Source organism: Rahnella victoriana, from assembly GCF_021276285.1.
Taxonomy (GTDB): Bacteria; Pseudomonadota; Gammaproteobacteria; order Enterobacterales; family Enterobacteriaceae; genus Rahnella; species Rahnella victoriana.
Map to the genome: position 1 here is coordinate 3526652 of NZ_CP089919.1, position 25246 is coordinate 3551897.

At 50.3% G+C, this 25246-nt stretch carries 30 protein-coding genes; 19 read left to right on the top strand and 11 right to left on the bottom strand.

Translation table 11 applies throughout. The annotated features are described in order from the left end of the window. Nucleotides 1–10 precede the first annotated feature (10 nt). The 17 genes from J9880_RS16310 (at nucleotide 11) to J9880_RS16390 (ending at nucleotide 14017) form a co-directional block, all read left to right on the top strand. Entirely contained in the window at nucleotides 11–565 is a 555-nt protein-coding gene (locus J9880_RS16310) for a phage tail protein (RefSeq protein ID WP_232769627.1), read from the top strand. Beyond that, complete coding sequence (locus J9880_RS16315) at nucleotides 562–966, top strand: phage minor tail U family protein (RefSeq protein ID WP_232769628.1); 405 nt, start codon at nucleotides 562–564, stop codon at nucleotides 964–966. The genes J9880_RS16310 and J9880_RS16315 overlap by 4 nt, the downstream gene beginning before the upstream one ends. A gap of 7 nt (nucleotides 967–973) precedes the next feature. Next, nucleotides 974–1711 (top strand): phage tail protein, encoded by a 738-nt coding sequence (locus J9880_RS16320; RefSeq protein WP_133822250.1) that lies wholly within the window; start codon nucleotides 974–976, stop codon nucleotides 1709–1711. 10 nt (nucleotides 1712–1721) lie between these two features. Further along, entirely contained in the window at nucleotides 1722–2129 is a 408-nt protein-coding gene (gene gpG / locus J9880_RS16325) for a phage tail assembly chaperone G (RefSeq protein ID WP_133822251.1), read from the top strand. Between the two features lie 20 nt (nucleotides 2130–2149). After that, nucleotides 2150–2464: a phage tail assembly protein T gene (locus tag J9880_RS16330; protein ID WP_133822252.1), complete on the top strand. Its 315-nt coding sequence runs from the start codon at nucleotides 2150–2152 to the stop codon at nucleotides 2462–2464. Further along, nucleotides 2445–4772, top strand: a complete 2328-nt coding sequence (locus J9880_RS16335) for a phage tail tape measure protein (protein ID WP_232769629.1) — start codon at nucleotides 2445–2447, stop codon at nucleotides 4770–4772. Before J9880_RS16330 ends, J9880_RS16335 begins: the two co-directional genes overlap by 20 nt. A gap of 85 nt (nucleotides 4773–4857) precedes the next feature. Next, complete coding sequence (locus J9880_RS16340) at nucleotides 4858–5289, top strand: zinc ribbon domain-containing protein (protein WP_131693152.1); 432 nt, start codon at nucleotides 4858–4860, stop codon at nucleotides 5287–5289. A 104-nt stretch (nucleotides 5290–5393) separates the two neighbouring features. Beyond that, entirely contained in the window at nucleotides 5394–5735 is a 342-nt protein-coding gene (locus J9880_RS16345) for a phage tail protein (RefSeq protein WP_131693151.1), read from the top strand. A gap of 56 nt (nucleotides 5736–5791) precedes the next feature. After that, nucleotides 5792–6529: a phage minor tail protein L gene (locus J9880_RS16350; protein WP_131693150.1), complete on the top strand. Its 738-nt coding sequence runs from the start codon at nucleotides 5792–5794 to the stop codon at nucleotides 6527–6529. Nucleotides 6530–6531: 2 nt separating this feature from the next. Further along, entirely contained in the window at nucleotides 6532–7251 is a 720-nt protein-coding gene (locus J9880_RS16355) for a C40 family peptidase (protein WP_232769630.1), read from the top strand. Continuing rightward, the gene (locus J9880_RS16360) at nucleotides 7244–7882 is read left to right on the top strand and encodes a tail assembly protein (protein ID WP_131693148.1); all 639 of its coding nucleotides are present in this window, start codon (nucleotides 7244–7246) and stop codon (nucleotides 7880–7882) included. Before J9880_RS16355 ends, J9880_RS16360 begins: the two co-directional genes overlap by 8 nt. A gap of 54 nt (nucleotides 7883–7936) precedes the next feature. After that, the gene (locus J9880_RS16365) at nucleotides 7937–11134 is read left to right on the top strand and encodes a host specificity protein J (RefSeq protein ID WP_232769631.1); all 3198 of its coding nucleotides are present in this window, start codon (nucleotides 7937–7939) and stop codon (nucleotides 11132–11134) included. Then, a complete protein-coding gene (locus tag J9880_RS16370) occupies nucleotides 11134–11448 on the top strand; it encodes a hypothetical protein (protein WP_133822257.1) in 315 nt (104 codons plus the stop codon). Before J9880_RS16365 ends, J9880_RS16370 begins: the two co-directional genes overlap by 1 nt. Further along, nucleotides 11448–12116, top strand: coding sequence for a hypothetical protein (locus J9880_RS16375; RefSeq protein ID WP_133822258.1), 669 nt, complete (start codon nucleotides 11448–11450; stop codon nucleotides 12114–12116). The genes J9880_RS16370 and J9880_RS16375 overlap by 1 nt, the downstream gene beginning before the upstream one ends. A 124-nt stretch (nucleotides 12117–12240) precedes the next feature. Further along, a complete protein-coding gene (gene cor, locus J9880_RS16380) occupies nucleotides 12241–12477 on the top strand; it encodes a phage exclusion lipoprotein Cor (protein ID WP_119822349.1) in 237 nt (78 codons plus the stop codon). 56 nt (nucleotides 12478–12533) lie between these two features. Beyond that, nucleotides 12534–13733, top strand: coding sequence for a tail fiber domain-containing protein (locus J9880_RS16385; RefSeq protein WP_232769632.1), 1200 nt, complete (start codon nucleotides 12534–12536; stop codon nucleotides 13731–13733). 89 nt (nucleotides 13734–13822) lie between these two features. Further along, a complete protein-coding gene (locus J9880_RS16390; RefSeq protein WP_232769633.1) occupies nucleotides 13823–14017 on the top strand; it encodes a hypothetical protein in 195 nt (64 codons plus the stop codon). A 625-nt stretch (nucleotides 14018–14642) separates the two neighbouring features. Here J9880_RS16390 and J9880_RS16395 read toward each other — a convergent pair. The 11 genes from J9880_RS16395 to J9880_RS16445 form a co-directional block, all read right to left on the bottom strand. Next, entirely contained in the window at nucleotides 14643–15461 is an 819-nt protein-coding gene (locus J9880_RS16395; protein WP_120131889.1) for a DUF3037 domain-containing protein, read from the bottom strand. Beyond that, a complete protein-coding gene (locus J9880_RS16400; RefSeq protein WP_120131888.1) occupies nucleotides 15458–16198 on the bottom strand; it encodes a HipA family kinase in 741 nt (246 codons plus the stop codon). The genes J9880_RS16395 and J9880_RS16400 overlap by 4 nt, the downstream gene beginning before the upstream one ends. Before the next feature lie 156 nt (nucleotides 16199–16354). Beyond that, nucleotides 16355–16591: a DinI-like family protein gene (locus J9880_RS16405; protein ID WP_232769634.1), complete on the bottom strand. Its 237-nt coding sequence runs from the start codon at nucleotides 16589–16591 to the stop codon at nucleotides 16355–16357. A 9-nt stretch (nucleotides 16592–16600) separates the two neighbouring features. After that, entirely contained in the window at nucleotides 16601–16843 is a 243-nt protein-coding gene (locus tag J9880_RS16410; RefSeq protein WP_232769635.1) for a DinI-like family protein, read from the bottom strand. 43 nt (nucleotides 16844–16886) lie between these two features. Then, the gene (locus J9880_RS16415; RefSeq protein ID WP_232769636.1) at nucleotides 16887–17990 is read right to left on the bottom strand and encodes a site-specific integrase; all 1104 of its coding nucleotides are present in this window, start codon (nucleotides 17988–17990) and stop codon (nucleotides 16887–16889) included. Between the two features lie 439 nt (nucleotides 17991–18429). Further along, a complete protein-coding gene (locus J9880_RS16420; protein ID WP_095922391.1) occupies nucleotides 18430–18633 on the bottom strand; it encodes a hypothetical protein in 204 nt (67 codons plus the stop codon). 177 nt (nucleotides 18634–18810) lie between these two features. After that, nucleotides 18811–19782, bottom strand: a complete 972-nt coding sequence (gene cmoB / locus J9880_RS16425) for a tRNA 5-methoxyuridine(34)/uridine 5-oxyacetic acid(34) synthase CmoB (RefSeq protein ID WP_095922390.1) — start codon at nucleotides 19780–19782, stop codon at nucleotides 18811–18813. Continuing rightward, on the bottom strand, nucleotides 19779–20522 hold the full coding sequence (gene cmoA / locus J9880_RS16430; RefSeq protein WP_095922389.1) for a carboxy-S-adenosyl-L-methionine synthase CmoA: 744 nt from the start codon (nucleotides 20520–20522) through the stop codon (nucleotides 19779–19781). Before cmoA ends, cmoB begins: the two co-directional genes overlap by 4 nt. A 136-nt stretch (nucleotides 20523–20658) precedes the next feature. After that, entirely contained in the window at nucleotides 20659–21054 is a 396-nt protein-coding gene (locus tag J9880_RS16435; RefSeq protein ID WP_095922388.1) for an MAPEG family protein, read from the bottom strand. A gap of 111 nt (nucleotides 21055–21165) precedes the next feature. Then, entirely contained in the window at nucleotides 21166–21984 is an 819-nt protein-coding gene (locus J9880_RS16440) for a DUF72 domain-containing protein (protein ID WP_095922387.1), read from the bottom strand. 87 nt (nucleotides 21985–22071) lie between these two features. Continuing rightward, nucleotides 22072–22647, bottom strand: coding sequence for a hydrolase (locus tag J9880_RS16445; RefSeq protein ID WP_095922386.1), 576 nt, complete (start codon nucleotides 22645–22647; stop codon nucleotides 22072–22074). A gap of 336 nt (nucleotides 22648–22983) precedes the next feature. On the opposite strand from J9880_RS16445, the gene aspS reads away from it, so the two are divergent. Together aspS and nudB are read left to right on the top strand one after the other, a co-directional pair. Next, on the top strand, nucleotides 22984–24780 hold the full coding sequence (gene aspS / locus J9880_RS16450) for an aspartate--tRNA ligase (protein ID WP_095922385.1): 1797 nt from the start codon (nucleotides 22984–22986) through the stop codon (nucleotides 24778–24780). After that, entirely contained in the window at nucleotides 24780–25226 is a 447-nt protein-coding gene (nudB, locus tag J9880_RS16455; RefSeq protein WP_095922384.1) for a dihydroneopterin triphosphate diphosphatase, read from the top strand. Before aspS ends, nudB begins: the two co-directional genes overlap by 1 nt. Nucleotides 25227–25246 lie beyond the last annotated feature (20 nt).

Here is a 25246-nt window from a genome sequence, read left to right on the forward strand (position 1 = left end):
GGGAGGGAATATGACCATCAAAGGGCTTGAGCAGGCCATCGCCAATATGAACAGTATCAGTTCGACGGCTGTTCCCCGCGCCTCGGCGCAGGCGGTTAACCGGGTGGCGGGGCGGGCCATCAGTCGCAGCAGCAGCACGGTGTCAAAGGAAACAAAGGTGCCGAGAAAGCTGGTCATGCAGCGTGCAAAACTGAAAAAGGCCACGATAAACCGGCCGGTTGCCACGTTAAAAATCAACCGGGGTAATTTACCGGCCATCAAGCTGGGCGCGGCGCATATGCGTGTTTCACGCCGTCAGGGCAACATACACGGGCAGGGCAGCGTACTCAAAATAGGCCGCTTTACATTTCGGAATGCATTTATTCAGCAACTGGCTAACGGCCGGTGGCATGTGCTCCAGCGTTCCGGGAAAAGCCGGTACCCGATTGAGGTCGTGAAGATAGCTTTAACCACACCACTCACGGAAGCGTATACCGCAGAAACAAACCGCCTGATGCAAAGCGATATGCCGAAAGAAATGGCTTCCGCCCTGAAAAATCAACTGAGGCTGATCATTAAACGATGATAAAGCACCCCAAAATCCGCAAAGCCGTGCTGGATGCGCTGAAACTTTCGGTGACCGATCCTTCCGTCACCTGGTATGACGGCCGCCCAAGTTTTCTTACCGCTGAAGACCTGCCTGCCGTAGCCGTCTACCTTTCCGGTGCTGAACCCACCGGCGAAACCCTTGATGAAGATGAGTGGCGGGCAACGCTTCACGTCGAGATATTTCTTAAGGCGGTGAGTCCTGACACCAATCTCGACCTGTGGATGGAACAAAACATTTACCCCGTAGTGGGTGACATCCCGGCACTTTCAGACCTTATCGAAAACATCACGCCCGAAGGCTATGACTATCAACGCGATGATGAAATGTCGACGTGGGGCTCCGCTGACCTGCGTTACACCCTGACTTACATAATGTGAGGAATTTATGACCACACAACTCGAACCGACCAAAGGCGCGGGCACAACACTCTGGATTTACACCGGCAGCGGTGATCCCTATGCCAATCCGTTATCGGATCAGGACTGGACACGGCTGGCAAAAATCAAGGAGCTGACGCCGGGTGAAATGACGGCCGAATCCTATGACGACACATATCTCGATGATGCCGACGCCGACTGGAACGGCACAGCGCAGGGGGCTAAATCCTCCGGCGACACATCTTTTACACTGGCCTGGAAGCCAGGAGAAAGCGGCCAGCAGGATCTGGTTAACTGGTTTTACGATGGCACGGTGCGCGGGTACAAAATCCGTTATCCCAATACTGCTGTCGATGTCTTCCGTGGTTGGATCAGTAGCCTAGGTAAGGCGGTCCCGGTAAAAGAGGTGATTACCCGGACGGTAAAGATCACCAATACGGGCAAACCTGCTTTGGCCGAAAGCAATCAGACCGCCGCTTTACCGGTGACCGGCGTTACCGTCACGCCGTCAACAACCAGCGTGGTGGTCGGACAAAATGCGGTGATAACTGTGGCGGTTCTTCCTGACGGGGCGACAAACGGCTCGTTTAATGTTGCGTCTGCAGATCAGACCGTCGCCACGCTGACGGTATCGGGTAATACAGTCACAGCGAAGGGCCTCAAAGTGGGCACTACACAAATCATCGTGATGACCAATAATGGCCAGAAAGTAGCTATCTGCACATTGACCGTCACGGCGGCATAACGGAGCGAGCATGTTTTTAAAAACGGAACTGTTTGAGTTTAATGGGGCAAAAACCACGCTCTGCGAACTGTCGGCTCTGCAGCGCGTCGAGCTGTTGCATTATCTGGCCGCGCAGGAAAAAACGTTGCCCAAAGATGAACCCGACCAACAAATCCTGTCCGCCTCGCTTGTAGAACTGAATATCCGCGCGGGTGCGATGGTGGTCGCCATGTCACTGTGGCACAGCGAGTCACCGAAGCCGGATATTCAAGACCTCCAGCAACAGGTGATGAGCACATGGCCGGTAGAGGCCATCGGGAAGGCGGATACTCAGGTCAAGGTGCTGTCGGGCATGATCGAAAACCTTCAGGTAAACGAACAGGATACTCAGGGATCTGAAAACGCCGACAATACCGGGGAAACAGCGGAAAAGCGCTAACCCGTGAAAAGGATTTTGTCATGAAGCTGGCACGTGAGTTCAAACGACCTGACTGGCGCGCCATGCTTTCTGATATGTCCTCCAGCGATCTGGAGGAATGGCACCGCTTTTATGAGTCCCATTACTTCGAAGATGCGCTGCTTGATACACATTTCGCCGCGCTGAACCTTAATATTTTGTCGCTGGTATGCGGGGAAACCGATATTAACCTGGGCCATTTCAGTCTGCTAAAACCTCATGTGGTGGAGGAGCAGCCGGATCTCGATGATGAACAATTAATGGCTATCGCAGAAGGTCTGTCAGGAGGAGTTCGCTATGGCCCAGCCCGTGGGTGATTTGGTTGTCAGCCTTGATGTTGATGCCGCAAAATTTAATGAACAGGTTAGTTATGTCCGCAAGCAATTTACCGGCTTAGGGGCGGACTCGACGAAAGCCGGGACGCAGGTCCAGCAGGCATTCTCTAAACAGGAACTTGCTGCACAACGGGCCGGTATTTCTATCGGACAATATAAAGCGGCCATGCGTATGTTGCCGGCACAGTTTACCGATATTGCTACCCAGTTGGCGGGCGGGCAAAGCCCATGGCTAATTCTACTTCAGCAGGGAGGGCAGATTAAAGATTCGTTTGGTGGAGTCGCGAATGTTGCCAAAATACTGCTGACATATATCACCCCGCTGAATGCTGCGATCGGCGTTGGCGCCGTGGTCTTTGGTAGCCTTGGCATGGCTGTATATAAAAGCCGGCAGGAGATTGCAGAAGCCAGCAAAATCATTCAGGGATCGTTAGGGTTAAGTGGCAGTGCTGCGGAAAAGCTGGCGCAAAATATTCGCGCTATTGCTGATTCGTCTGGCGACTCGATTAAAAGTGTCGCCGATCTCTTCATCACCACGAAAGATGGCGCTGACGAAGCAACGCAGAAAATGATTGCAGTCGGATTCAGTTATCTCGACGCCAAAGCTAAGGTCAGTGAATACAAAGGATCATCTGACTTTACCAGCCTCAATGCCCAGATCGAAGCGCACCGACTTAAGGTTCTCGGTATTCCGGATGCGTGGACCGACGCGGAAGTGGCTGTCAGAAATTATTATTCGGGTGTGAACTTAGGCAAGCAAAACGTCGCATTAGGGGGGGCTATTGATCCCATCGTTGGCGTTCTTGAGCAGGCGAAGCAGTTAAGGGGGGACCTCACAAAAGCCACGATAGACGGTAACCTTGCAACACAGAAATCAGTGGAATGGATAAATAAGGAATATCTGGCTACGGATGCTGTTGCAGGAGCTGAAGCTAAACTCAAAGACGCCAGGGAACAGTCGCGGAGAATTGCCTTCTCGGGTGATGCTACCGCTATCGCGAATGCGCAAAAACTCATTGTCCTGCGTGAAAAAGAAGTTGAGCAGGCCAAGAAACGGCAAGAACCGAAAAAAACGCGGGTCACCACTTCTGCGGGAGACCGGGCAGAAGACAGCGCCCAAGGCGATTTACTGTCTCTGCAGGCACAGTTGAACGTGTTGCAGCAGCATGCCAGCGTAAACGATGTTATCAGCCAGCAACGCAAAGATCTGTGGCAAACCGAAAATCAGTACGCAGTACTCGAGCAGGCGGAAAGCAACCGACAATTGTCTGCACAGGAAAAATCCCTGCTGGCACATAAAGATGAAACGCTGGAGTACAAGCGGCAACTGGCTGCGCTGGGCGATAAGGTCGTTGCCCAGCAACGACTAAATGCGCTTTCCGATCAGGCCGATAAATTTGCCCAGCAGCAGTCGGCAAAACGCGCCGCACTGGATGCCCAGGCGGAGGGGGTTTCCTCTCGTCAGGCTGACCGCGCGGCCACCTTGCAGCGTCTGCAGGAAACCTATGTGTTTAATCCCTCTGCCCAGCAACGCGTTCTGCAGGAACAACAGAAAACGTATGATGCAGAGGACGCTTTGCGGTCAAACTGGGTGACTGGCGCGAAACAGGGCTGGGCAGAATATGCCGAATCAGCAACGGATGTTTTCACTTCCGTTCAGCAGGTCGCACAGGCGGGATTCAATGGTCTTGCTGACAGCCTGACGAGTCTGACGACTACCGGTAAAGCGAGCTTTAAAGAGTTTGGCGTCTCAATTTTAAAAATGATCAGTCAGGTTATCAGCCGGTTGATTGTTGCCTATACGATTCAGTCTGCGATGGGATGGATAAGTGCAGGCAGTGTCAAATCCTCCTCAAACACATCCTTTTCCTCGGGCGCCTACAGTAATTTACAGCTGGCTTATAACGGCGGCTACATCCGGGAGTTTGACGTGGGCGGCTACACCGGGCACGGCGGTAAGTATGAACCTAAAGGCATCGTTCACGGCGGAGAGTTCGTTTTCACCAAGGAGGCGACCAGCCGTCTGGGCATAGCCAATCTTTATCGCCTGATGAAAGGGTATGCAACGGGTGGCTATGTTGGTAATTCAGAGTTGGGTGGGGGAAGATTTGGATCTTCCGGCATTAGCGTTTATGCGCCGGTGACCATCGACCAACAGTCAGCTGCGGGTGAAACCAGCTTCAGTGATACGACAAATACTGCCAAACAGCTGCAGGGCATCGTTCAGCAGGTTCTGTCTGAAAGGCTCAGGAAGGAAATGTCGCCGGGGGGGCTGTTGTATAAAAAGTGAATGAATTATTGATGCTTTGAAAGTAATTGTTTTGATTTTCCCTGATGGTAGGATGTGATTATTCATAAAGGATTGGGGAATTGTTGTGAAAATTATAGGGTTCGTAGCATTTGTTATTGGCATGGTTATTATCATTTCAGCCACCTTAATGGACGTTAGCGTTGCCACTGAGGCTGGTTATAGAGTGAATAATATAGGCCTGATTTCAACCAGGCAGAACGGAATAATCGCAGGTGGTTTTATTACTCTTTGTGGCCTATTGTTGGCTATATTTGGAGATAGAATAAAAATCAATGCGGTAAGTGTTAAGAAATGTCCATATTGTGCTGAGCTAGTTAATATCGAAGCTAAAAAATGCAAACATTGCGGGAGTGAAATATCTTTAGAGAAGATCTCTGAAAAAGAGGTGGTTAACAAAGAGGGGATGCCTGATTTTAATTATCCAAAATATCTTTTTATTATAGTTGGCGTCGTTTTTGTTGTAATAATTTCAATACTTTTTATTCCTAAGTTGTAAAAGTGAGATGGCATTCTAGTTTGCATTTCCAACTTGATAAAGATAATTAAATAAACCTATTCAATATCATCAACCCGCTCCGGCGGGTTTTTTATGGGTGAGATATGGCGACTGATACCTTTACCTGGCGAACGCAAAAAAGTGCACAGGGTACCGACACGGTCAGAACGCTGCAGGCACAGTTTGGCGATGGCTATAAGCAGGTTGCCGAAAGCGGCATTAACGTGAACGACGAAAGTTGGAGCCTGAGCTGGACCGGAAAAAAAACGGATGCGGCTACGATCCGGAAATTCTTACTGAGCCACGTAATTTCATCGTTCTGGTGGACAAATCCCTGGGGAGAGAAATATTTATGGCGTGTCAAATCTGACTCCCTCTCGGTCAGTTTTCCCGCCGGTAATAAAGCCACGCTGACTTTTACCTTTGAAAGGGCCTTTGCGCCTTAATATTAATACAGTCCTGAAAGGCTGCCTGCGGGCGGCTTTTTTTATTGGGAGAAACCATGAGCTTTACGCAGGATGTACAGGCGCTTGAGCCGGGGCAGCTGATCCAGCTTATTGAGATTGATGGTACTCAATTTGGTTTGGATACTGTTTTGCGCTTCCATGCGCACAATATCGACTTCGAAGGCTGGAATGCTTTTGCCTCGGAAAACCTGCCCTCCATTATCTGGCAGGGCAATGAATATGATCCCCATCCTTATGAGCTTACCGGTCTTGAATTGACCAGTACGGGTTCTCAGCCTGTACCCACGCTTTCTATCGGTAACGTAGGCAATTACGTCACGGCGCTGTGCCTGCAGTATGACGATATGGTGAAGGCGAAAGTCAAAGTTCACACGACGCTGGCGAAATACCTCGATGCGGCTAACTGGACATCCGGTAACCCCACAGCCAGCCAGACGGAAGAGCGGGTTCAACTCTTTTATATCAACGCCAAAAAAGCCGAGACGCGCATTCAGGTCGACTTCGAGCTGTGTTCTCCTTTCGATGTCCAGAGCCTACAACTGCCGACCCGCCAGATAACCCCAGTGTGCACCTGGTGCATGCGAGGTTGGTACCGCACTGGCACCGGGTGTGATTACGCGGGTTCAAATTACTTCCTCAAAGACGGCACGCCAACAAATAATCCGGCGCTCGACGTTTGTGGTGGGCGAATGTCAGATTGCAAATTGCGTTTCGGTACAGAAAATCCGCTGCCATTCGGCGGGTTTCCGGCGGCAAACTTACAGGGTAAATAACCATGCGCGAAAAACTGATGAATGAAATCCGTGCGCATGTATCAGCCGAATATCCAAACGAAGCCTGCGGCCTGATCGTTGAAACCGGTACCGGTCAGCGGTTCATACCCAGCCGAAATATCGCTGATAAACCTGCTGATACTTTCACGCTTTCGCCCGATGACTACCTGGCAGCCACTGAGTTGGGTGATGTCATTATGGTGATCCACTCGCACCCCGATGTGGTGCAGCTGGTGCCGTCAGAAATGGACCGCATCCAGTGCGACCACTCCGGCGTTGAGTGGGGGATCATGTCGTGGCCGGACGGTGATTTCTGTACGCTGTCACCGCGCGGCGATCGTGAGCTCTCGGGGCGGCGCTGGGTGCTGGGGCATGCTGACTGCTGGTCACTCATCATGGACTACTACCGGACGGAACACGGCATTATCGTAAACAACTACTCGGTTGACCGTGAATGGTGGGTTAATGGAGAGGAAAATCTTTATGACGATAACTGGCAGGCGGAGGGGTTCGTAGAGGTTGATGCCAGCGGCATGCGGCCGGGAGACATGATCATGATGCGCGTTCAGGCGCCGGTGACCAATCACGCGGCGATTTATCTTGGCGAAAACATCATGGTTCACCACCTGTTTGGCAACCTTTCTGCCCGCGTTCCGTACGGCAAATATTATCGTGACCGGACGGTGCGCGTCGTCCGCCGTAAGGAGTTAATGCATGTTTAAGACAATGACGCTGAAAGGTGGTCTTGCGAAGAAATTCGGTAAAGTTCACCGGTTCCACGTGGCGGATCTAAACGAGTTTCTGCGCGCGATGTGCTCGCAGGTGCAGGGATTCAAAAAGTACGTATCGAATGCTCACCTCAACGGGGTGAAATTCGCTTTTTATAACGGCAAGAACAACATCTCGATCGAAGAATTCGACATGTCAGCGGCAGCTACCGAATACACCATGGTGCCAGTCATTGAAGGCGCAAAGCGCGGAGGGACCTTACAACTCGTCATTGGTGCAGTGGCTTTAGTTGCAGCATTTTTTACAGCAGGGACGACTATGGCTGCGTGGGGAGCTGCAGTGTCGGCCACAGCAGCGGGCACCGCGACCGCTTCTATGGCTGCGGCGACTATTTTATCGGGGGTTGGTTTAAGCATGATGCTCGGTGGTGTAGTTCAAATGTTGACGCCGCAGCCGGGTTTCAATGTTGGATCTTCCTCAAGCACTGATAACAAAGCCAACTATGCGTTCGGCTCGCCAGTGAATACGGTGGCTATGGGTTATCCGGTACCGCTGCTTTATGGTCAGCGTGAAATCGGCGGTGCAATAATCAGCGCGGGGATTTTCTCCAGCGATCAGCAGTGAAAAAAATACAATTTCCAACTAACCCGCTTCGGCGGGTTTTTTAATGGGTGAAATATGCGACTTCTTGAAGGTGATACCATTATCCAGGGTGCAAAAGGTGGCGGGGGCAGTGCCCATACACCAGTCGAACAGGCCGACGATCTGCTCTCGGAAGCAAAACTAAAAATGGTTATCGCCCTTTCAGAGGGTGAGATTCAGGGTGATCTGGTTGCTCAGCAAATTTTCCTTAACGATACCCAGCTGGCTAACGACGACGGCACGTATAACTTCACCGGTGTAAAATGGGATTACCGCAAAGGAACGCAGGATCAGACCTATCTGCAGGGCATGCCGGAAATTGACAACGAATCTTCCGTAGGCATTGAAGTCAAAGAAGCCTCGCCGTGGACACGTCAGTTTTCAAACCTGACGCTCGATGCCATCCGTATCAAGCTGAGCCTGCCTATTCAGTATCAGTACAAAGATAACGGTGACATGGTGGGTACCGTCACCCAGTATGCAATTGACCTTTCTACTGATGGCGCCGCCTACAAGACAGTGGTAAACGGCAAATTCGATGGGAAAACCACATCGGAGTATCAGCGAGATCACCGTATTGATCTCCCCTCCGCCACTACTGGCTGGACGATACGTGTCCGGCGCATCACCGCCGATTCGACTTCGACCAAACTCATCAATGCCTTCAAAGTATTTTCATTTGCTGAGGTGATCGACAGCAAGCTGCGCTATCCGAATACTGCACTGCTCTATATCGAACTGGATTCCAGCCAGTTCAACGGAAGCGTGCCGAAAACAACGTGCAAGCCAAAGGGAAAGCTGATCCGGGTGCCCACCACCTATGATCCGGTAACCAGAACTTACAGCGGGACGTGGGCAGGTGATTTCAAAATTGCCTACAGCAATAATCCAGCGTGGATTTTTTACGACCTGGTGCTGGATGAAATTTACGGCATGGGCAACCGCGTAGACGCAACCATGATCGACAAATGGGAGCTTTACAGCATCGCGCAATATTGCGACGCGGCAGTGTCCGATGGCGCCGGCGGCACCGAACCACGCTTTACCTGTAACGTTTTCATTCAGAGCCAGCAGGACGCTTATACCGTTTTGCGAGATCTTGCCGCAATCTTCCGTGGGATCACGTTCTGGGGAAACGACCAGATATTTGTGCGCGCTGATGTGCCACAGGATGATGTTGATTTCACATACCACAGCTCTAACGTAGTCGACGGCCTGTTCACCTACGCTGGTGGTTCCTATAAAAACCGGTTTTCATCCTGTCAGGTCAGTTGGTCTGATCCGGGTAATCACTTTTCCGACACCATTGAAAGTGTTTACGAGCCAGAACTGGTAGAGCGTTATAACTGGAATGAAACTCAGCTGACGGCAATTGGTTGCACCTCTCAGAGTGAGGCACACCGTCGCGGTCGCTGGGTGATCCTGTCAAATGCGAAAGACGGTACGGTCTCATTCGGCGTCGGTCTTGATGGTTACATTCCGATGCCCGCTGAGATTATCGGGATTGCCGATCCGTTCAGAGCCGGGAAAGCCAACGGTGGCCGCATCAGTGCGGTGAATGGCAGAAATGTCACGCTTGATCGTACAGCTGACTATGGGATCGGCGATCGTCTTGTGGTGAATTTACCGGATGGTACAGCGCAGACCCGGACAATCAGCGCCGTGAGCACCGATAAGAAAACGTTCACGGTGGCAACAGCATACCGGATGACGCCGGTCGCTGGCGCTGTATGGGCCATCGACAGCGATAACTTAGCGATTCAGTATTTCCGGATCACGTCCATCGCGTCGAATGATGACGGCACCTTTACGGTTGCCGGTGTTCAGCACGACCCAAATAAATACCGGTATATCGATGACGGCGTAAAAGTCGACTCTGCGCCGATCACCGTGACGCCAACCAACGTCATGAAAGCACCTGCCAATATCGTGGTCACAGAAGTTGACCATATCGCGCAGGGGCTTACCGTTGCGTCGCTGCGGGCGTCTTGGGACAAAGTGGAAGGGGCGATCAATTACACCGCGCAGTGGCGCAAAGACAACGGCGACTGGGTAAATATTGGCAAGACCAGTGCGCAGGGTTTTACCGTTCAGGGAATTTATGCGGGCGTGTACGACGTGCGCGTCCGGGCGATCAACGCCGTCGATGTGTCCTCTCCGTGGGGATACGCTGATTCGACTACATTGAACGGCAAGATAGGCAAGCCGGGAACACCAACCAATCTTTTGGCAACCAACAATGTCGTGTGGAATATTGATATCACCTGGGGTTTCCCGGCTGGATCTGGTGATACGGCTTACACCGAACTCGAGGTAACCACAACAGCGGACGGACTTAACCCGCAGTTCCTCGCTTACGTTCCGTATCCGGGGGTGAGCTACCAGCACGGGCCAATGCCGGCAGGTGTGAGACGCTGGTACCGGGCACGCCTTGTTGACCGAATCGGAAATACCGGTGACTGGACTGGTTTTATTGAAGGAGCGAGTAATGCCGACGCCGATGACATCCTCGGCGATATCATTGAAGACTTCATGAATTCAGAAGATGGAAAGGCGCTTTTGGCGCCATTACAAACCAGCCCTGAAGCCATTTTGCAAAACGTGATGGCAACTTACGATACGGTGAATCAGCAATGGGCTCAGTATGGCGACAATAAAGCGGGGATCATTCAGGCACAAAAAGTCGCGGCTGATGCCGAAAGTTCTGTGGCTCAGTTAGAAACGGATGTGGTGGCTCAGTTTGCCGAAACGGAAGCGGCGCTTCAGGAAAAGTTTACAGCATACGCGGATGCCTCAGGCGGCTCAGCTATTTACACGCTGAAAACCGGTTTGAAATATGGTGGTGTTAATTATGACGCAGGGCTCTCCGTTGCAGTCACTATAAATGGCTCAACCGTTGATACCCGTGTTGCCATCAACGCAGATAAATTTGTTATCGCCAGTGGGAGTGGCAATAACATTTACTCTCCTTTCACGGTACAAAACGGCCAGGTCTTCATCTCTCAGGGCTTTATCGGCAATGGATGGATCACCAATGCGATGATCGGCGATTACATCCAGTCGAATAACTATGTGGCAGGCGTTACAGGCTGGAGGCTTGATAAAGGAGGCACATTTATCAATATGGGGACTTCCGGCAATGGTGGCAAGAAATCTACAAACGTAACGGACAGCGTGAAAGATGAAAACGGTGTTCTTCGCGTTCAGGTTGGCTTAATTACGGGGGTCTGGTAATGGCTAACTGGGGTATTCAGACGTGGGATGCAAACGGGAACCCGAACAACACCGGTATAGTGCCGGTGTTGGTTGTGGCCACCGTGTATTTGAGTGCCGGGCAGGTTTCCGGCACGTATTCTCACAGCGTGCCGACAGGATTTAAAGTTGCCGCAATTCAGTCACCGATTACTGGTGATGCATATTCTGGATCACGCCGAAAAGTTACTGGCACTGGTGGCACGATAACAATCAGCGATGCGAATGGAGACTATTCAGCCGGGACATATACCGCTGATGAGTGCTGGTTAATCATTTATTTGGTGAAAGTATAATGGCAACCTGGGGCGCACTATTTACTGATCAATACGGAAATCCGTGGATTACACCGGACACAACGCCGATGTGTCTTGTGCAGAAGATTGTTTTAACACCGTCGACGGGGGGATCCTACAATTTGCCGGTGAACTCATCTTCGCCGTTTATTATTGCCTGCCACGCCACGGTGGCAAATACGCTTTTCTATATCAGAAAGGTTGGTTCGACTTATACCCTAAATTACTCAGTATCAGGTGTCGGCGGAAGTCCGGGCACGGTGACAATTTATATTTTTGGATACGTCATCCCGCAGCCTTTACCGAAATGGGGCGTTGCTATATGGAACGCTGCCGGGCAGTGCATTTTAACCAATGAAACAAAGGTGATGAACCCGCCGGTTGGGTACGGAACGATTGGGTCAACCACGGACATTGGCTATCTCGTTGATAAGACCGTTGCAGGAAAGTGGGCGGTTCTGCCGCGCGTGATGGGTATTGTGGTGGGGGTTTTAGGCACCACTCAGCCACGGCCTTGGACTTCTCCCATTGATACCTCTGCGTATTATAACGGGTCATCTACGAGGCTGCGCGCAGGGACCCGGGATGCGCCTGGTGAAGAATTACATAATGTTGGGTATTCAAATTCAAGAGACCAAATATTTGCAATAGACGTTTCCCGTTATTAATCAATCAGTAACATAAACGATCGTTAAAAACGATCAATCTTAAATAATTGATCTGTTTAACCAATTATCCCGCCGTAATATTCATTGCTACTGTCCTTTTATCTACGTTAAAAGGGACGAAAACATGAAGAATATTTTGATGGTGCTGACCATTGTTTTGCTGGCATCCGGCTGTGCCGGTGTGCTTGAAAAGCAGGAATCTGTTTGTTCTGGTACTGCCCTTATCGGAGGACAGGAAGCCACTGTGCAGATTTATAGCGTTCGGCAGGTTGGCAGTCAGACCCAGTATAAGGCTGGTGATCCGTTCGGCTGGCGCTGGGTAAGCAAGGCGAATTTCATCAGTACAACGTGCGATAAATAACCCCACAAATTCACATAAACCCGCTTCGGCGGGTTTTTTTATGCCTGGAGCAAAACATGTCGGCAGGAACTATCTCATTAACCAACAACTCCGCAACCGTGACGGGTACTGGTACCGCCTTTACCACTGACTTAAAAGCAAACGACTTTATCGTCGTTATTGTCGGTGGAGTGACCTATACGCTTGGGGTGAAAGCAATAGCATCTGCAACATCATTAACGTTAATCACGCCATACAACGGACCTACAGCGACAGGAAACGCTTGGAATGCTGTACCGAATGCAACTTTAGTTGGTATTACCGCGCAGGTGGCCGCTGACGTGGCAAAGGCTATTCGCGGGTTGAATCTGGACAAGGCGAACTGGCAGCAGGTTTTCAGCGGTACTGGAACAGTTACCGTAACACTCCCCGATGGCTCAACTTATACCGGCCCGGCATGGAGCAGCATTACGAACTCGCTTGCTGGGAAAGCAGACCTAACATCAGGGGCAGTCGCAATTAGTCAGGGTGGGACGGGTGCAAACACAAAAGATGCAGCAAGAACAGCATTGGGCGCAGCGCCGACAGCCAGCCCCGTGTTCTCTGGGACGAGCACATTTGCAGGTATCACCGCAACCATTGTCACAGCGAATCAGGGCAGTTTCTCGAACAACTATGGTGAATGTATTAATCTTTTTCCTATAGCAGATAATCTACCTGCGTTTATTCGTGGAAAACTTTACGACGGGACTTTGCACTGGTATTTGGGAAAAGGTTCTTCATCAACCAGAGATTTAGCCTGGAGCAATTATCTAGGGCCAAATTCCTTTAACCTCCTCAATTCAGGAGCGAGCACTATTGTGTGTGCGTCTTCCACCTATACCTTCCAGACGAATGGAACAGCTAATGGGACTAACTGGAACTCAACATCAGACGGAAGAATTAAAAAAGATAAAACTAAATTAACCAATGTAATGGACGTAATTAATGGCCTGACTGGATATTCCTATCAGAAGAAAATAAATGCATTGAATGATTTGCCGGAATTTGTAGAGGATACTGGGGTCCTTGCCGAAGACTTGCTGAAAGTCATCCCAAGTGCTGTTTCTGATATCGGCGATGGTTTTGATGTGTATGGAAACCCGATCAAGGATGTTCTCACCGCTAACTACTCTGCGATAATCCCGTTCCTGATTGAAGCCTGTAAGGAGCAGCACGCCAGAATAGAAGCGTTGGAACAAAAGTTATTGCAGACGGAGACGGAACAGACCTCATAACTTTCTATACCGGTGATAAACCTGACTCGCCTCAAAAATCCCTATCCTGATTTTCTTATGCTAGGCTCATAAAAAACTTTGAGGTGCTTATGCTTACAGATGAAGAACATTTGTTAATACGTCAGGAGATCGGTGATGCGGTCGCTGTTGTCCTTGAGCAAGGTAAGATAGTGAGTGTAGAAACAATCATTACGCAGCTGGAGCAGAAACAGCAAAAAGTGGTTCATCTGCATCATAAAGATAGGTTCAAGCACGCCATCGAATATCTGATCTCAATGTCATAAAAAAGCCCTCGCAAGAGGGCCAGTGAACATCACCAAATTTAGTTTCGGAACGAGAGCTATGCTCCCGAAGAGATATTAGTGGTTTTAATGAATTTAGCTTAAGAAAAAAGGTTTCGTAATTAAAGAAACTCTGGGATGTTTTACCAATAAAAAAAAGCCCGCTCGGACAGCGGGCTAATATCAAAGTTATCAACATTACTTAGTACTGGAAGGTAGTCACTCCATCCAATGTTAATTTTAGTTTAAGACAGTATAAAAGCTATCTTTTGGTCAAAAAGAACCCACCGGCTAGGTGGGCTATTCAAGGATAGGAATACTTTATGCCTTGGCAGGCTTGCTGCTCTTTTGTCAGCTGAACTAAGCGTAGTCGGTGTGAGGAAAATTGATAGATTGCCGACTCATAATTTACATCTTCTGGCAGCCTGAACTTATGAAGCATGAGTTTCTAACTATAACGATCTGTTTAGCAGCTTTTGAGACAATGTAATCGTTATATTTCCCAGCGAAGAAGAAAAGCGCAATCAGGAACAACCAACGATATTTCATTTGCACTCCATTGGTGAGTCATTGATACGGATTTGGGGTAGGCACAAAAAACCCGGCTCGGTGGCCGGGTTAAGCAAAATTAAAGGGAGGCTTTAGCAAATTCAATGATCGATTTTTCATCATCATGCTTAAAGTGAGCAATGTGGTGTCTATCAAAGGTTTTTCTAATTTCATCCATCGCCTTAGACTCGATTGAGTTAGGGGCTGTATGTCCGTCGATAGTGAACAGCACATTTTTTAGAGAAAGGATATTCTCTGCAGCAGCTCTGGTCACGCGTGAAACCCAAGAATCACAGTGCTCCATCATTTTACCTGGCTGGCTCTGAACAAAGGCCAGCGGTTTGATAGCGCAGAGAACTTCTTCTTCTGATTTCGCGACAAATGGCATAGTAAAACGAGTGAGCTCTCCCCCGAAAGTTTCCTTCCTAAAAGAGTCCCTTAGCTCAGCATAGGTGTTAAGCCGACGACGAAGCTCCTTGGCTAAGATTTCTTCTCTACGTTCCTTGCTGAAGTCAGAGTGATTCACAAATTGATTATAAATTCTTAATAACTCTTTTTCAGGATCGTTCGCCATTACAACTCGCGTAGAGCTGAAATGAAAAATTGATTCCCTTCTCATGGTCAAGTAGTTGAAGAAATTGGCTAGCTGTTCGTCGGTCTGGAAATGGTGACTTTGCTCCTGAGCAAAACGAAGCTCTCTAGCAACAGCATCTTTTGCTAAAGGGAAAATAGTGTCGTCTCTAAAGAAAGCGCTGATCCTAGCATCGTTGCTCTGGGTCAGCATAAAATGGAATGTTCGTTTTTTTGGCGAGCACATGACTACACCGATGTTTGCGAATTCCTCAGTCTCCGCATAAGGTGCATATCTCACAATGCTGTAGAGGCATGGAGTGTTCATGTTATTTTGCTCCAAAAATCAACACTATTTGCTTTATCAAGCGTATCTTCGATGAAAGCAATAAACTCGGCATTATCTTCAGGTTGTTCCAGGCACCACTCTTCAGGTATTTTCGCTAAAGAGTTCTGTAATGCGCTTCTGGCTGCAGCAAGTTCATCTTCACATTCTTGTTGGTCAACAATGTCAAACAGCCAATTTCTATGTCTTGCGCCGTAAACATGCATCTCAAAATCGTCATCAGCTTCATCATGGGCGAAGGCGAGGTTATGATCAATGAGGTAGTGCCTATTGTTATAAAAATCAAAGATTATGTTTACATTTCCACCCAGAGGAGAAAGCGTTCTATCTGCATTTTTAACCCATCTATCAAATAGATAAATTCTTTTTTGCGCCGGAATTTCAACTTTAGAATGGGCCTGACCAAATGTAATAGAGCCAGCACCTGGTATAAATTTCGTGGCAAATGCGTAACCTGGCTGCAACTCACCTTTGAGTTCTGGTACAAATTCAACTAATGCAGACTCTATTTCTACTATCTCGAAGTCAGGGATAGATAACCCCATCGCTTTAGCTAAGCACCCCGCAATCCATTCTGCCATTAACTGCTTTGGTGGGAGACTTGGCCTACCTTTAATTACATAAAGTTGCTCATCTTCACATTTGCACAGAAAAGGACGGGTAGACCCTTCAGGAATCCGCCTGATGAACTCTTTCACCTTCATTACTTCATTATCCATGCTGCAAAGATGATCCTTGTTGTTATCTAACGGCTATGCAATTTCTAGAATATGTGAACATATCCATTATTTAATTTCATTGGCATAACCACATGATAGATCGGATTCTTTGCTTCACAAATGCTGGGGTTTTACTCAGTGGTTTGAAGTATGGTGTTAAGGCTGATACCAATCGTCCGCGCTTTCCCACGTATCCTGCAGCATCACATCAATCACTTCTTTATCATGAGTCGTCCCGCCCATCACCGACATCCCATCACTGCCAGCTCGGCGAACGCTGAACGTAGCGCCCGGGTAATTTCTTTCCAGCCTTTGCTCAAACTCAACTTTGAAAGCCTCGACCGCGCCGGCGGGCAGTTGCTTGGTTTTATCGATCAGCAATTCAACGTGCATAAAACCCCCTCATTCGATTCCCAGCCATTCATTCGCATCATCAAACATCTCTTCCACTATTCCGGACAGAATTGCTTTCTGCGCTTTGCTGGCGTCCGTGTTGATACTGCTTAGCGTCACCATTGGCTTAACTTTCACGTCAGCATCATGGAAGGTGCCATGTACGCGCTTGGTAAGTTCAGCCAGGATCAGTGCGTTGGCGTTCGGCACACCGGCCATATTTCTTTTGTCGTAAATTAGCTCAACAAACATGAAAACACCTCATTTAACTATACTGGTTGCATGTACAGTATAATTAAATTTTCAACTGATCAACCGATGACTTCAGTTCAAGTGATGCAAATTTATCATGGAGCGACTGAGGGTAGATTTCTCTATACACCTTCCACAGAATATCCAACGACTTGTGCCCAGTAACCTGTGCAACCTCTTCCAGGCTAAACCCAGCCTCAAATAATCGGCTTGCACCTTCTCGGCGAAGGTCATGGTAATGAAGGTCTTCTACTCCCAGTTCTTTAGTAACCTGCCGAAACGTTTGAGTTAGAGAACGCTCCTTATATGGAAACACGCAATCGCTGTTCTCTGGCTGTCTTTCCAGTATTTCCCAAGCTTGGCCGAGGAGAGGAACAACCATGTGATTGCCTTCTTTTTTCCGTGGGTCTTTCCTGTCACGAACCAGAACAGCTCTATTCTTCTTATCGACATCAGACCATTGAATGCGTGTAACTTCGCCTATTCTCATACAAGAAAGTACGGAGAACATTAGAATGTCGGCAAAGGGGGCGCCAGAATAGGATGTCAGCGTTTTTTCCTTCAATCGTTCAATGATCATATCCAGCTCAATACTGGTGGGCCGGCGGCTTCGAGTGTTCCCCGCACCGATGATCCCCATCTGGCGCATGGTTTCTCTTGCGGTCACAAAAGCATCATAATCGACGGAAATATTGAAAAGTGGCTTGGCGGAACTAAGTGCCTTACCAATATAATTGATATCATGCGCCGCAGTAGAAGGCTGTACGGTTTTACGCCTCATAACTGCATGATCAATATACGAAGCTGTAGTTAGCTCGTTTAAGGGGATGGACGAAATATAAGACCTTAGGACCAGGTTTAGTGTTTCTCTTTTTGACCGCCCAAACTTTACATGGGGATGATCCATGTACTTTTGAATCAATTCACCCAGTGTCAGTATTTTTTCTGAAGGTCTGGCAGTAAGTGGCAATCCGTTCTGCTCAATGTCAGCGACACGATTGATCCCCCATGCTTTGGCTAAACTTTGCTTGGGGAACGTTTTCCTCTCACGATGAAGATAAACACCATCTTCTTTGACGCCGACAGTGCAGCGATAACGCAATTCACCTGAAGCGGTGACTCTCTTCTCAATACTGTAATAGGCCATGTCAAACTGCCTCAGGGGGTGCTGTAGGGGGTGCCGAGGAGAATAAAATAGCCTAAAACGTTTGTATAATCGACAATAATATACAGTATAAATATACAGCATAATTGCCATGGCGTTGATTTTAAAGAGTAAAAAATTATCCAGTCCGCCGCGTCATCCGTCACATTGGCGGGGCTTTTTTTATGCGCTCAGCCCCAGGTGAGCAATGCCACGCCAAACATTCCTGCTTTCACGACCAGGCACATCACAAAAAGGCCTAAAACAATCACGGCCCGGTCAAACAGGAATCGGATCCTTCTGCGCATTGGTTTCCCCACGAAATATTCGCGTACTGGTGAATAGGTTTTGCCGAGTTTATACACGAAATGATATGAATCAATCCATTGATTAAGCATACAGAGAGGAAGATTTACAAAGGCTTGTGATAGGGCGCAGGAGGCTACTTCTCGTAGAAATTTTTAATTCTGATGGCGACGTCGATATTTGCCCAGTGTAATTCGTTCTCCTGATGCAGGCTGCTGCTGCCATCTTCCCAGGAAACGTAATACGACACGTTGTCCGCTTGTGATTCAAAAGTATTCATGACAGTACCTTTGATTTCACCGGATCTGTGTTTCACGATGCTGCCTTTAGGGAACTTCATACATCCTCCCGTAACGTCAACGACGATCTCCGCCAGAAAACCCCGATAGCTTTCTGAAAGGTTAGACCTTTTTAACGCAGGATGTACAGCGCAGCGTGAGAGAATATACGGATAAAGTGTGAGGATGATTGACAGGGCACATGCCGCCAGAAAAATCTCCGGCGGCAAAAAGGCAGGTTATGGCTTGCGTGCAATCAGCAAGGCACGGCGTGGTGCCGGATAGCCTTCGATGGTTTTGCCCGGATCGTTCGGGTCGAGGAATTCCGCCAGTGATTCGCTGGTCATCCAGTCGGTGCGACGTTGCTCTTCCAGCGTAGTGACGCTGACGTCCGCAATACGCACATCAACAAACCCACATTTGATCAGCCAGTTTTTCAGTGCGGCGGCGGAAGGGATGAAGTAAATATTGCCCATCTGCGCGTATCGATCCCCCGGCACCAGCACCTGTTCACTGTCGCCTTCGATGACTAAGGTTTCCAGCACCAGTTCGCCTTCGCTGACCAGCTGATTTTTCAGCTGCAGAAGATGATCCAGGGGCGAACGACGATGATACAGCACGCCCATGGAGAAAACGGTATCAAACGCATTCAGTTCAGGCAGTTGCTCGATGCCCAGCGGCAGTAAATGCGCACGCTGATCGCCGCCCAGTAATTTACGTACGGCCTCGAACTGACACAGGAAAAGCTGCATCGGGTCGATACCGACCGCCAGATGTGCGCCTGCGCCAATCATGCGCCACATATGGTAACCGCTGCCGCAGCCGACATCTAAAATGGTGCGCCCCGCCAGCGAGGAAATGTGCGGAAGAACGCGATCCCATTTCCAGTCTGAACGCCATTCGGTATTGATTTCCACGTCGTACAGCGAAAACGGCCCTTTGCGCCACGGCATCATGTTGCGCAGCAGATTTTCAATCCCTTCGCGCTGACCGGCTGGCAAAGGCACTTCCATATTCGCGCTGACGCTGTGCAGCAAATCCAGACGCTCCGGCTGCAACAACGGCAGGCGATCGACGGAGTTAAACCACAATTTGAACTTGCCGTGCAGGGATTCTTTCTGCCATGCGGTCAGCTGTGAAGGCAGGGTATTGAGCCAGGGACTTAACGGCCCTTTGGCGATAACGCGATAAAAATCACCAAAATCAATCATTGTGCGTCTCCGGCTTTCAGCGCAATCAGTGAGCCGAAGTTAAAGCACTGGAACCAGACTTCCGTGTGCTGGAAACCAGCCTGACGGAGGCGGGCTTTATGGGTTTCAACGGAATCGGTCAGCATGACGTTTTCCAGCATGCTGCGTTTCTGGCTGATTTCAAGTTCGCTGTAACCGTTCGCCCGTTTGAAATCGTGATGCATATTGAACAGCAACTCGCCGACATCTTTGTCTTCAAAGCTGAATTTTTCGGAAAGCACCAGCGCCGCGCCTGGACGCATGCCCTGATACACCTGATTCAGCAAACGCTGACGGTCAGCGGGTTCGAGGAATTGCAGGGTAAAGTTGAGCACCACCATCGAGGCGTTTTTCAGCTCGATATCCAGAATATCCGCTTCGATGACGTTTACCGGTGTGTCCGCGCGGAAAGCATCAATGTGGCGACGGCAACGTTCCACCATGGCGGGGGAGTTATCGACAGCAATAATTTCGCAGCCCGGCACCTTAATGTTGCGACGCATTGACAGCGTGGCAGCACCCAGCGAACAACCCAGATCATAGACATTGGAGTCGGGTTGTACGAAACGCTCGGCGAGCATGCCAATCATCGAAATGATGTTGGAATACCCCGGAACAGAGCGTTGGATCATGTCGGGGAAGACTTCAGCGACACGTTCATCGAACGTCCAGTCGCCAAGTTTATCTATCGGTGCAGAAAACAGCGTATCGTGGTTTGCCATAGCGGTGAGTCAGGCCAAAAAGATTGTGGGTAAAAAGTTGAGGGCAGATTTTAGCAGATACTGGCGCAGGCAGATACCTGCGCGCCCGGGAGTTACGTCAAAAGGGCATCAGAACGGTGGGGGAAAGGGGCAGCGATCAGTCAAAATTCAGAAATTGAGACCACGGCAGATAGATAATATTGACCACCACCATCAGCACCAGCGAAATATACGTGGCTGCCATGCCATTGCGGCGCCAGGCGAACTCCCGGTTTTTCAATCCGTAATAATGGAATAAACGTCCAAGGATCAGTAATAAACCGCAGGCGTGCACGGTCCAGATGGCCGCTCCGTTCATTTCCATATACAGCAGTAATAAACAGCCGATCGGCAGATATTCAACGGCGTTGCCGTGAACGCGGATGGCGGTTTGTAATTCATAGGAGCCGCCGTCGCCGGTGGCAATGCGGTATTGCATCCGCAGACGAACAACATCGAAAGAGAGTTTGATTAAAAGTATGGCGGCAAGCACGACATATAACGCGCTAATCATGGTGACTTCCTTGGTTAATCCCTGTTTCCCGGCGGAACAATACGGCGGTTCCGCAGCGCCACTATGATAACGGGACGGGGCAACACTGTCGTCAGAAAAACACGAAAATTCTCAGAACAGCGCATCCTGTTCCGGCCAGTCTGGCGCGGGCTGAACGGAAGGCAGACGCTGGCGCAGATCCTGCCACAGGCTGCGTGCCTGCTGAGGCGCATCGGAACAATCAGGCGTATGAATAAACAGGTAAGGCGACAGCCCCTGAGATTGCCAGTCGCTGAGCTTAGTGATCCACTGGCCAAACAGCGGGCGGTTGGCGTCCAGGCTGTCCCCGCCGATAAACCGTACAATGGGCCGCGAGGCGGTCGCCAGCGCATGCACTGGCAGGACAGGTTTTTTCCGCTTCGCTTCACGTACCGCTTCTGTCACCGATTTTGAACTGTGAACCGGGCGGCTGTCGAGAATGGCACGGTTAATGCCGCGCTGATGTAATCCCTGATTCAGCGCCCGTTCGGCGTCACCTTTATTGAAGAATTCCCCGTGACGCACTTCCACGCCGTAATCAAAACCGGCGGGCAGGGCATCCAGAAATTGCCATAAACGGTCGAGGTGCACCGGGGCAAACGTGGCCGGAAGTTGCAGCCACAGTTGCCCGATACGTTCACCGAGCGGTGCGAGTGTGCGGTAAAACATATCGACCTCTTCCTGACAGTTCGACAGCGCGGCTTTATGGCTGATGGCGGAAGGGAATTTGAAACAAAAACGAAAGGTCTCCGGCGTCATGTCGCGCCAGCGCATCACCACATCCTGTTTGGGCAGGGCGTAAAAAGTCGTGTTGCCTTCGACACAATTGAAGTACCGCGCGTAATCCGCCAGATCACGCAAACCCACCTGTGTCCAGGCGTTGTGGTGCCATTGCGGTAAGCCAATATACATATCGCTGCTCCCTGTTTTCTGAGCCGGAATTCCCAAATAAAACGCCGCCTCATCGGGCGGCGTTCAGGCATGAAAATCAGGGTAACGTTACTCTGGCAGAGCGGCAAGCACTTCGGCAGTGGAACGTACGCGGCTGATACGCGGGAAAATAAACTGCATGCTCGACTGATGATGATCGTTGTTGTGCGCGCTGCACGCATCTTCAGCGATCACCAGCTCATAGCCGTGTTCCCAGGCGTTACGCGCCGTCGATTCCACGCCGATATTGGTGGAAATACCCGCCAGCACGATGCTTTTAATGCCGCGACGGCGCAGTTGTAAATCCAGATCGGTGCCGTAAAACGCGCCCCACTGACGTTTGATCACCAGCAGATCGCTGTCGGTCACGCCCAGTTGTTCCGGGAATTCCCACCAGCTTGCCGGTAAACCGCCTTCCGGCGCAGCCGCAGGAATATCGACAGGCTGCTTCAGCGCTTCGTCGAAGGAATCAGACCAGCCGACGCGGACCATCACCACCGGCGCGCCCAGCTTACGGAAACGGTTTGCCAGTTCAGTGGCATTATCCAGCACCTGTTGTGCGGTGTGCGGGCCCCCCGCGAACGGTAAAATCCCTTTCTGTAAGTCGATCAGCACCAGCGCGGTGGTTTTAGGGTCAAGTTTCATGTTTAGCTCCCGGTTTTCAAAATGGGTAATGAGAGAAAGGAATCATTTACTGCGTGTACAAAGGGGATTGCGCGAGTCTATGCTAACGGGCGGATCAAATTGGGGATAATTTTGTTAAATTATGTGTAGCAAGCAACAGGTGTGAATTTCCGCGCCTGCGTTGACGTGTTCGCACTTATCCTTCGCCGGAAATTCCTTTATAATAGCCGCCTTTTTTCGACCTGAATAAAACCCATTCCGCGCGCTGCTGAGTTTTGCGGCGGGCGACCAGAGTCAATAACCGTTTCTGTGCCTGTGAGCCATGAGGCCGGGTAGTGGGATCAAAAGGATACCGTTATGCGTACTGTATATTGTGGAAAACTGAATGCGTCCAATGTGGGCCAGGAAGTAACATTGTGTGGCTGGGTTAACCGTCGCCGTGATTTGGGTGGTTTGATTTTCATCGATATGCGTGACCGCGAAGGCATCGTTCAGGTTTTCTTCGACCCCGATCAGGCAGAAGCCTACAAACTGGCGTCTGAGCTGCGTAACGAGTTCTGCATCCAGTTAACCGGCACCGTGCGTGCGCGCCCGGAAAGCCAGTTCAACAAAGACATGGCGACCGGTGAAGTGGAAGTGTTCGCCAGCAAGCTGAACATCATCAACCGCTCAGAATCGCTGCCGCTGGACTCCAACCACGTCAACACCGAAGAAGCGCGTCTGAAATACCGCTATCTGGATCTGCGCCGCCCTGAAATGGCGAACCGCCTGAAAGCGCGTGCCAAAATCACCAGCTTCGTGCGTCGTTTCATGGACAGCCATGACTTCCTCGACATCGAAACCCCGATGCTGACCAAAGCCACGCCGGAAGGTGCGCGTGACTATCTGGTGCCAAGCCGTGTGCACAAAGGCAAGTTCTACGCCTTGCCGCAGTCCCCTCAGCTGTTCAAACAGCTGCTGATGATGTCCGGCTTTGACCGTTATTATCAGATCGTAAAATGCTTCCGTGATGAAGATTTACGTGCTGACCGTCAGCCAGAATTTACCCAGATTGACGTGGAAACATCTTTCATGAGCGCCGAACAAGTGCGTGAAGTGATGGAGAAACTGGCCCGCGAACTGTGGCAGGAAGTGAAAGGTGTGGATCTGGGCGACTTCCCGATCATGACTTTCGCAGAAGCAATGCGTCGTTACGGTTCCGATAAGCCGGACCTGCGTAACCCGATGGAAATGGTCGATGTTGCTGACCTGATGAAAAACATCGAGTTCAAAGTGTTCGCCGATCCGGCTAACGATCCGAAAGGCCGCGTGGCCGCATTGCGCGTGCCAGGCGGGGCTTCCCTGAGCCGTAAGCAAATCGACGAATACGCTAAATTCATCGAAATCTACGGCGCGAAAGGTCTGGCTTACATCAAAGTGAATGAAGTCGCGAAAGGCCTGGAAGGTATCCAGAGCCCGGTGGCGAAATTCCTTAATGAAGACCTGCTGTCAGCGCTGATTGAACGCACCGGCGCACAAGACGGCGACATGATCTTCTTCGGCGCAGCCAGCGCCAAGATCGTGACCGACGCGATTGGCGCGCTGCGTCTGAAAGTTGGCCGTGACCTGAAAATCACCAAAGAAGACATGTGGGCTCCGCTGTGGGTCATCGACTTCCCGATGTTTGAAGACACCGACGAAGGCGGCCTGAGTGCCATGCACCACCCGTTCACTGCGCCAAAAGACATGACCGCAGAAGAACTGGCGGCGAACCCGGTTTCCGCTATCGCGAACGCCTACGACATGGTAATCAACGGCTACGAAGTGGGCGGCGGTTCTGTGCGTATCCACCGCAGCGAAATGCAGCAGACCGTGTTCAGCATTCTGGGGATTAACGAGCACGAACAGCGCGAGAAATTCGGCTTCCTGCTCGACGCCCTGAAATACGGCACGCCTCCGCATGCCGGTCTGGCATTTGGTCTGGATCGTCTGGTGATGTTGCTGACCGGTACGGATAATATCCGTGACGTGATCGCCTTCCCGAAAACCACCGCTGCGGCGTGTCTGATGACCGAAGCCCCAAGTTTTGCCAATCCGGCATCACTGCTGGAGCTGGGCATTGCGGTAGTCGCGAAAAAAGAAGTGACACCAGACACAAATACAGAGAATAACTAATGAGCTATAAGCGTCCTGAGTCGATACTGTGCGTCATCTACGCCAGCAACACCGGCAGGGTGCTGATGCTCCAACGTAAGGATGACCCGAACTTCTGGCAGTCGGTAACCGGCAGTCTGGAGGACGGGGAATCCCCGGATCAAACCGCGCAGCGTGAAGTTCTTGAAGAGGTCGGTATCGACATTGCAGGTGAAAACCTGACTCTGCAGGACTGCGACCGCTGCGAGGACTTTGAAATATTTGCGCATTTGCGCCATCGCTATGCTCCCGGCGTGACCCGTAATAAAGAACACTGGTTCTGTCTGGCGTTACCCGACGAGCGTGATGTGGTTCTCACCGAACATCATGCATACCGGTGGCTCGATAAACCGGCAGCGGCAGCGCTGACGGTCTCTCCGAGCAACCAGCAGGCGATTGAAGAATTTGTAAACTATTCGGTCTGTTAAGACTTTAGACTTTTTGGAGA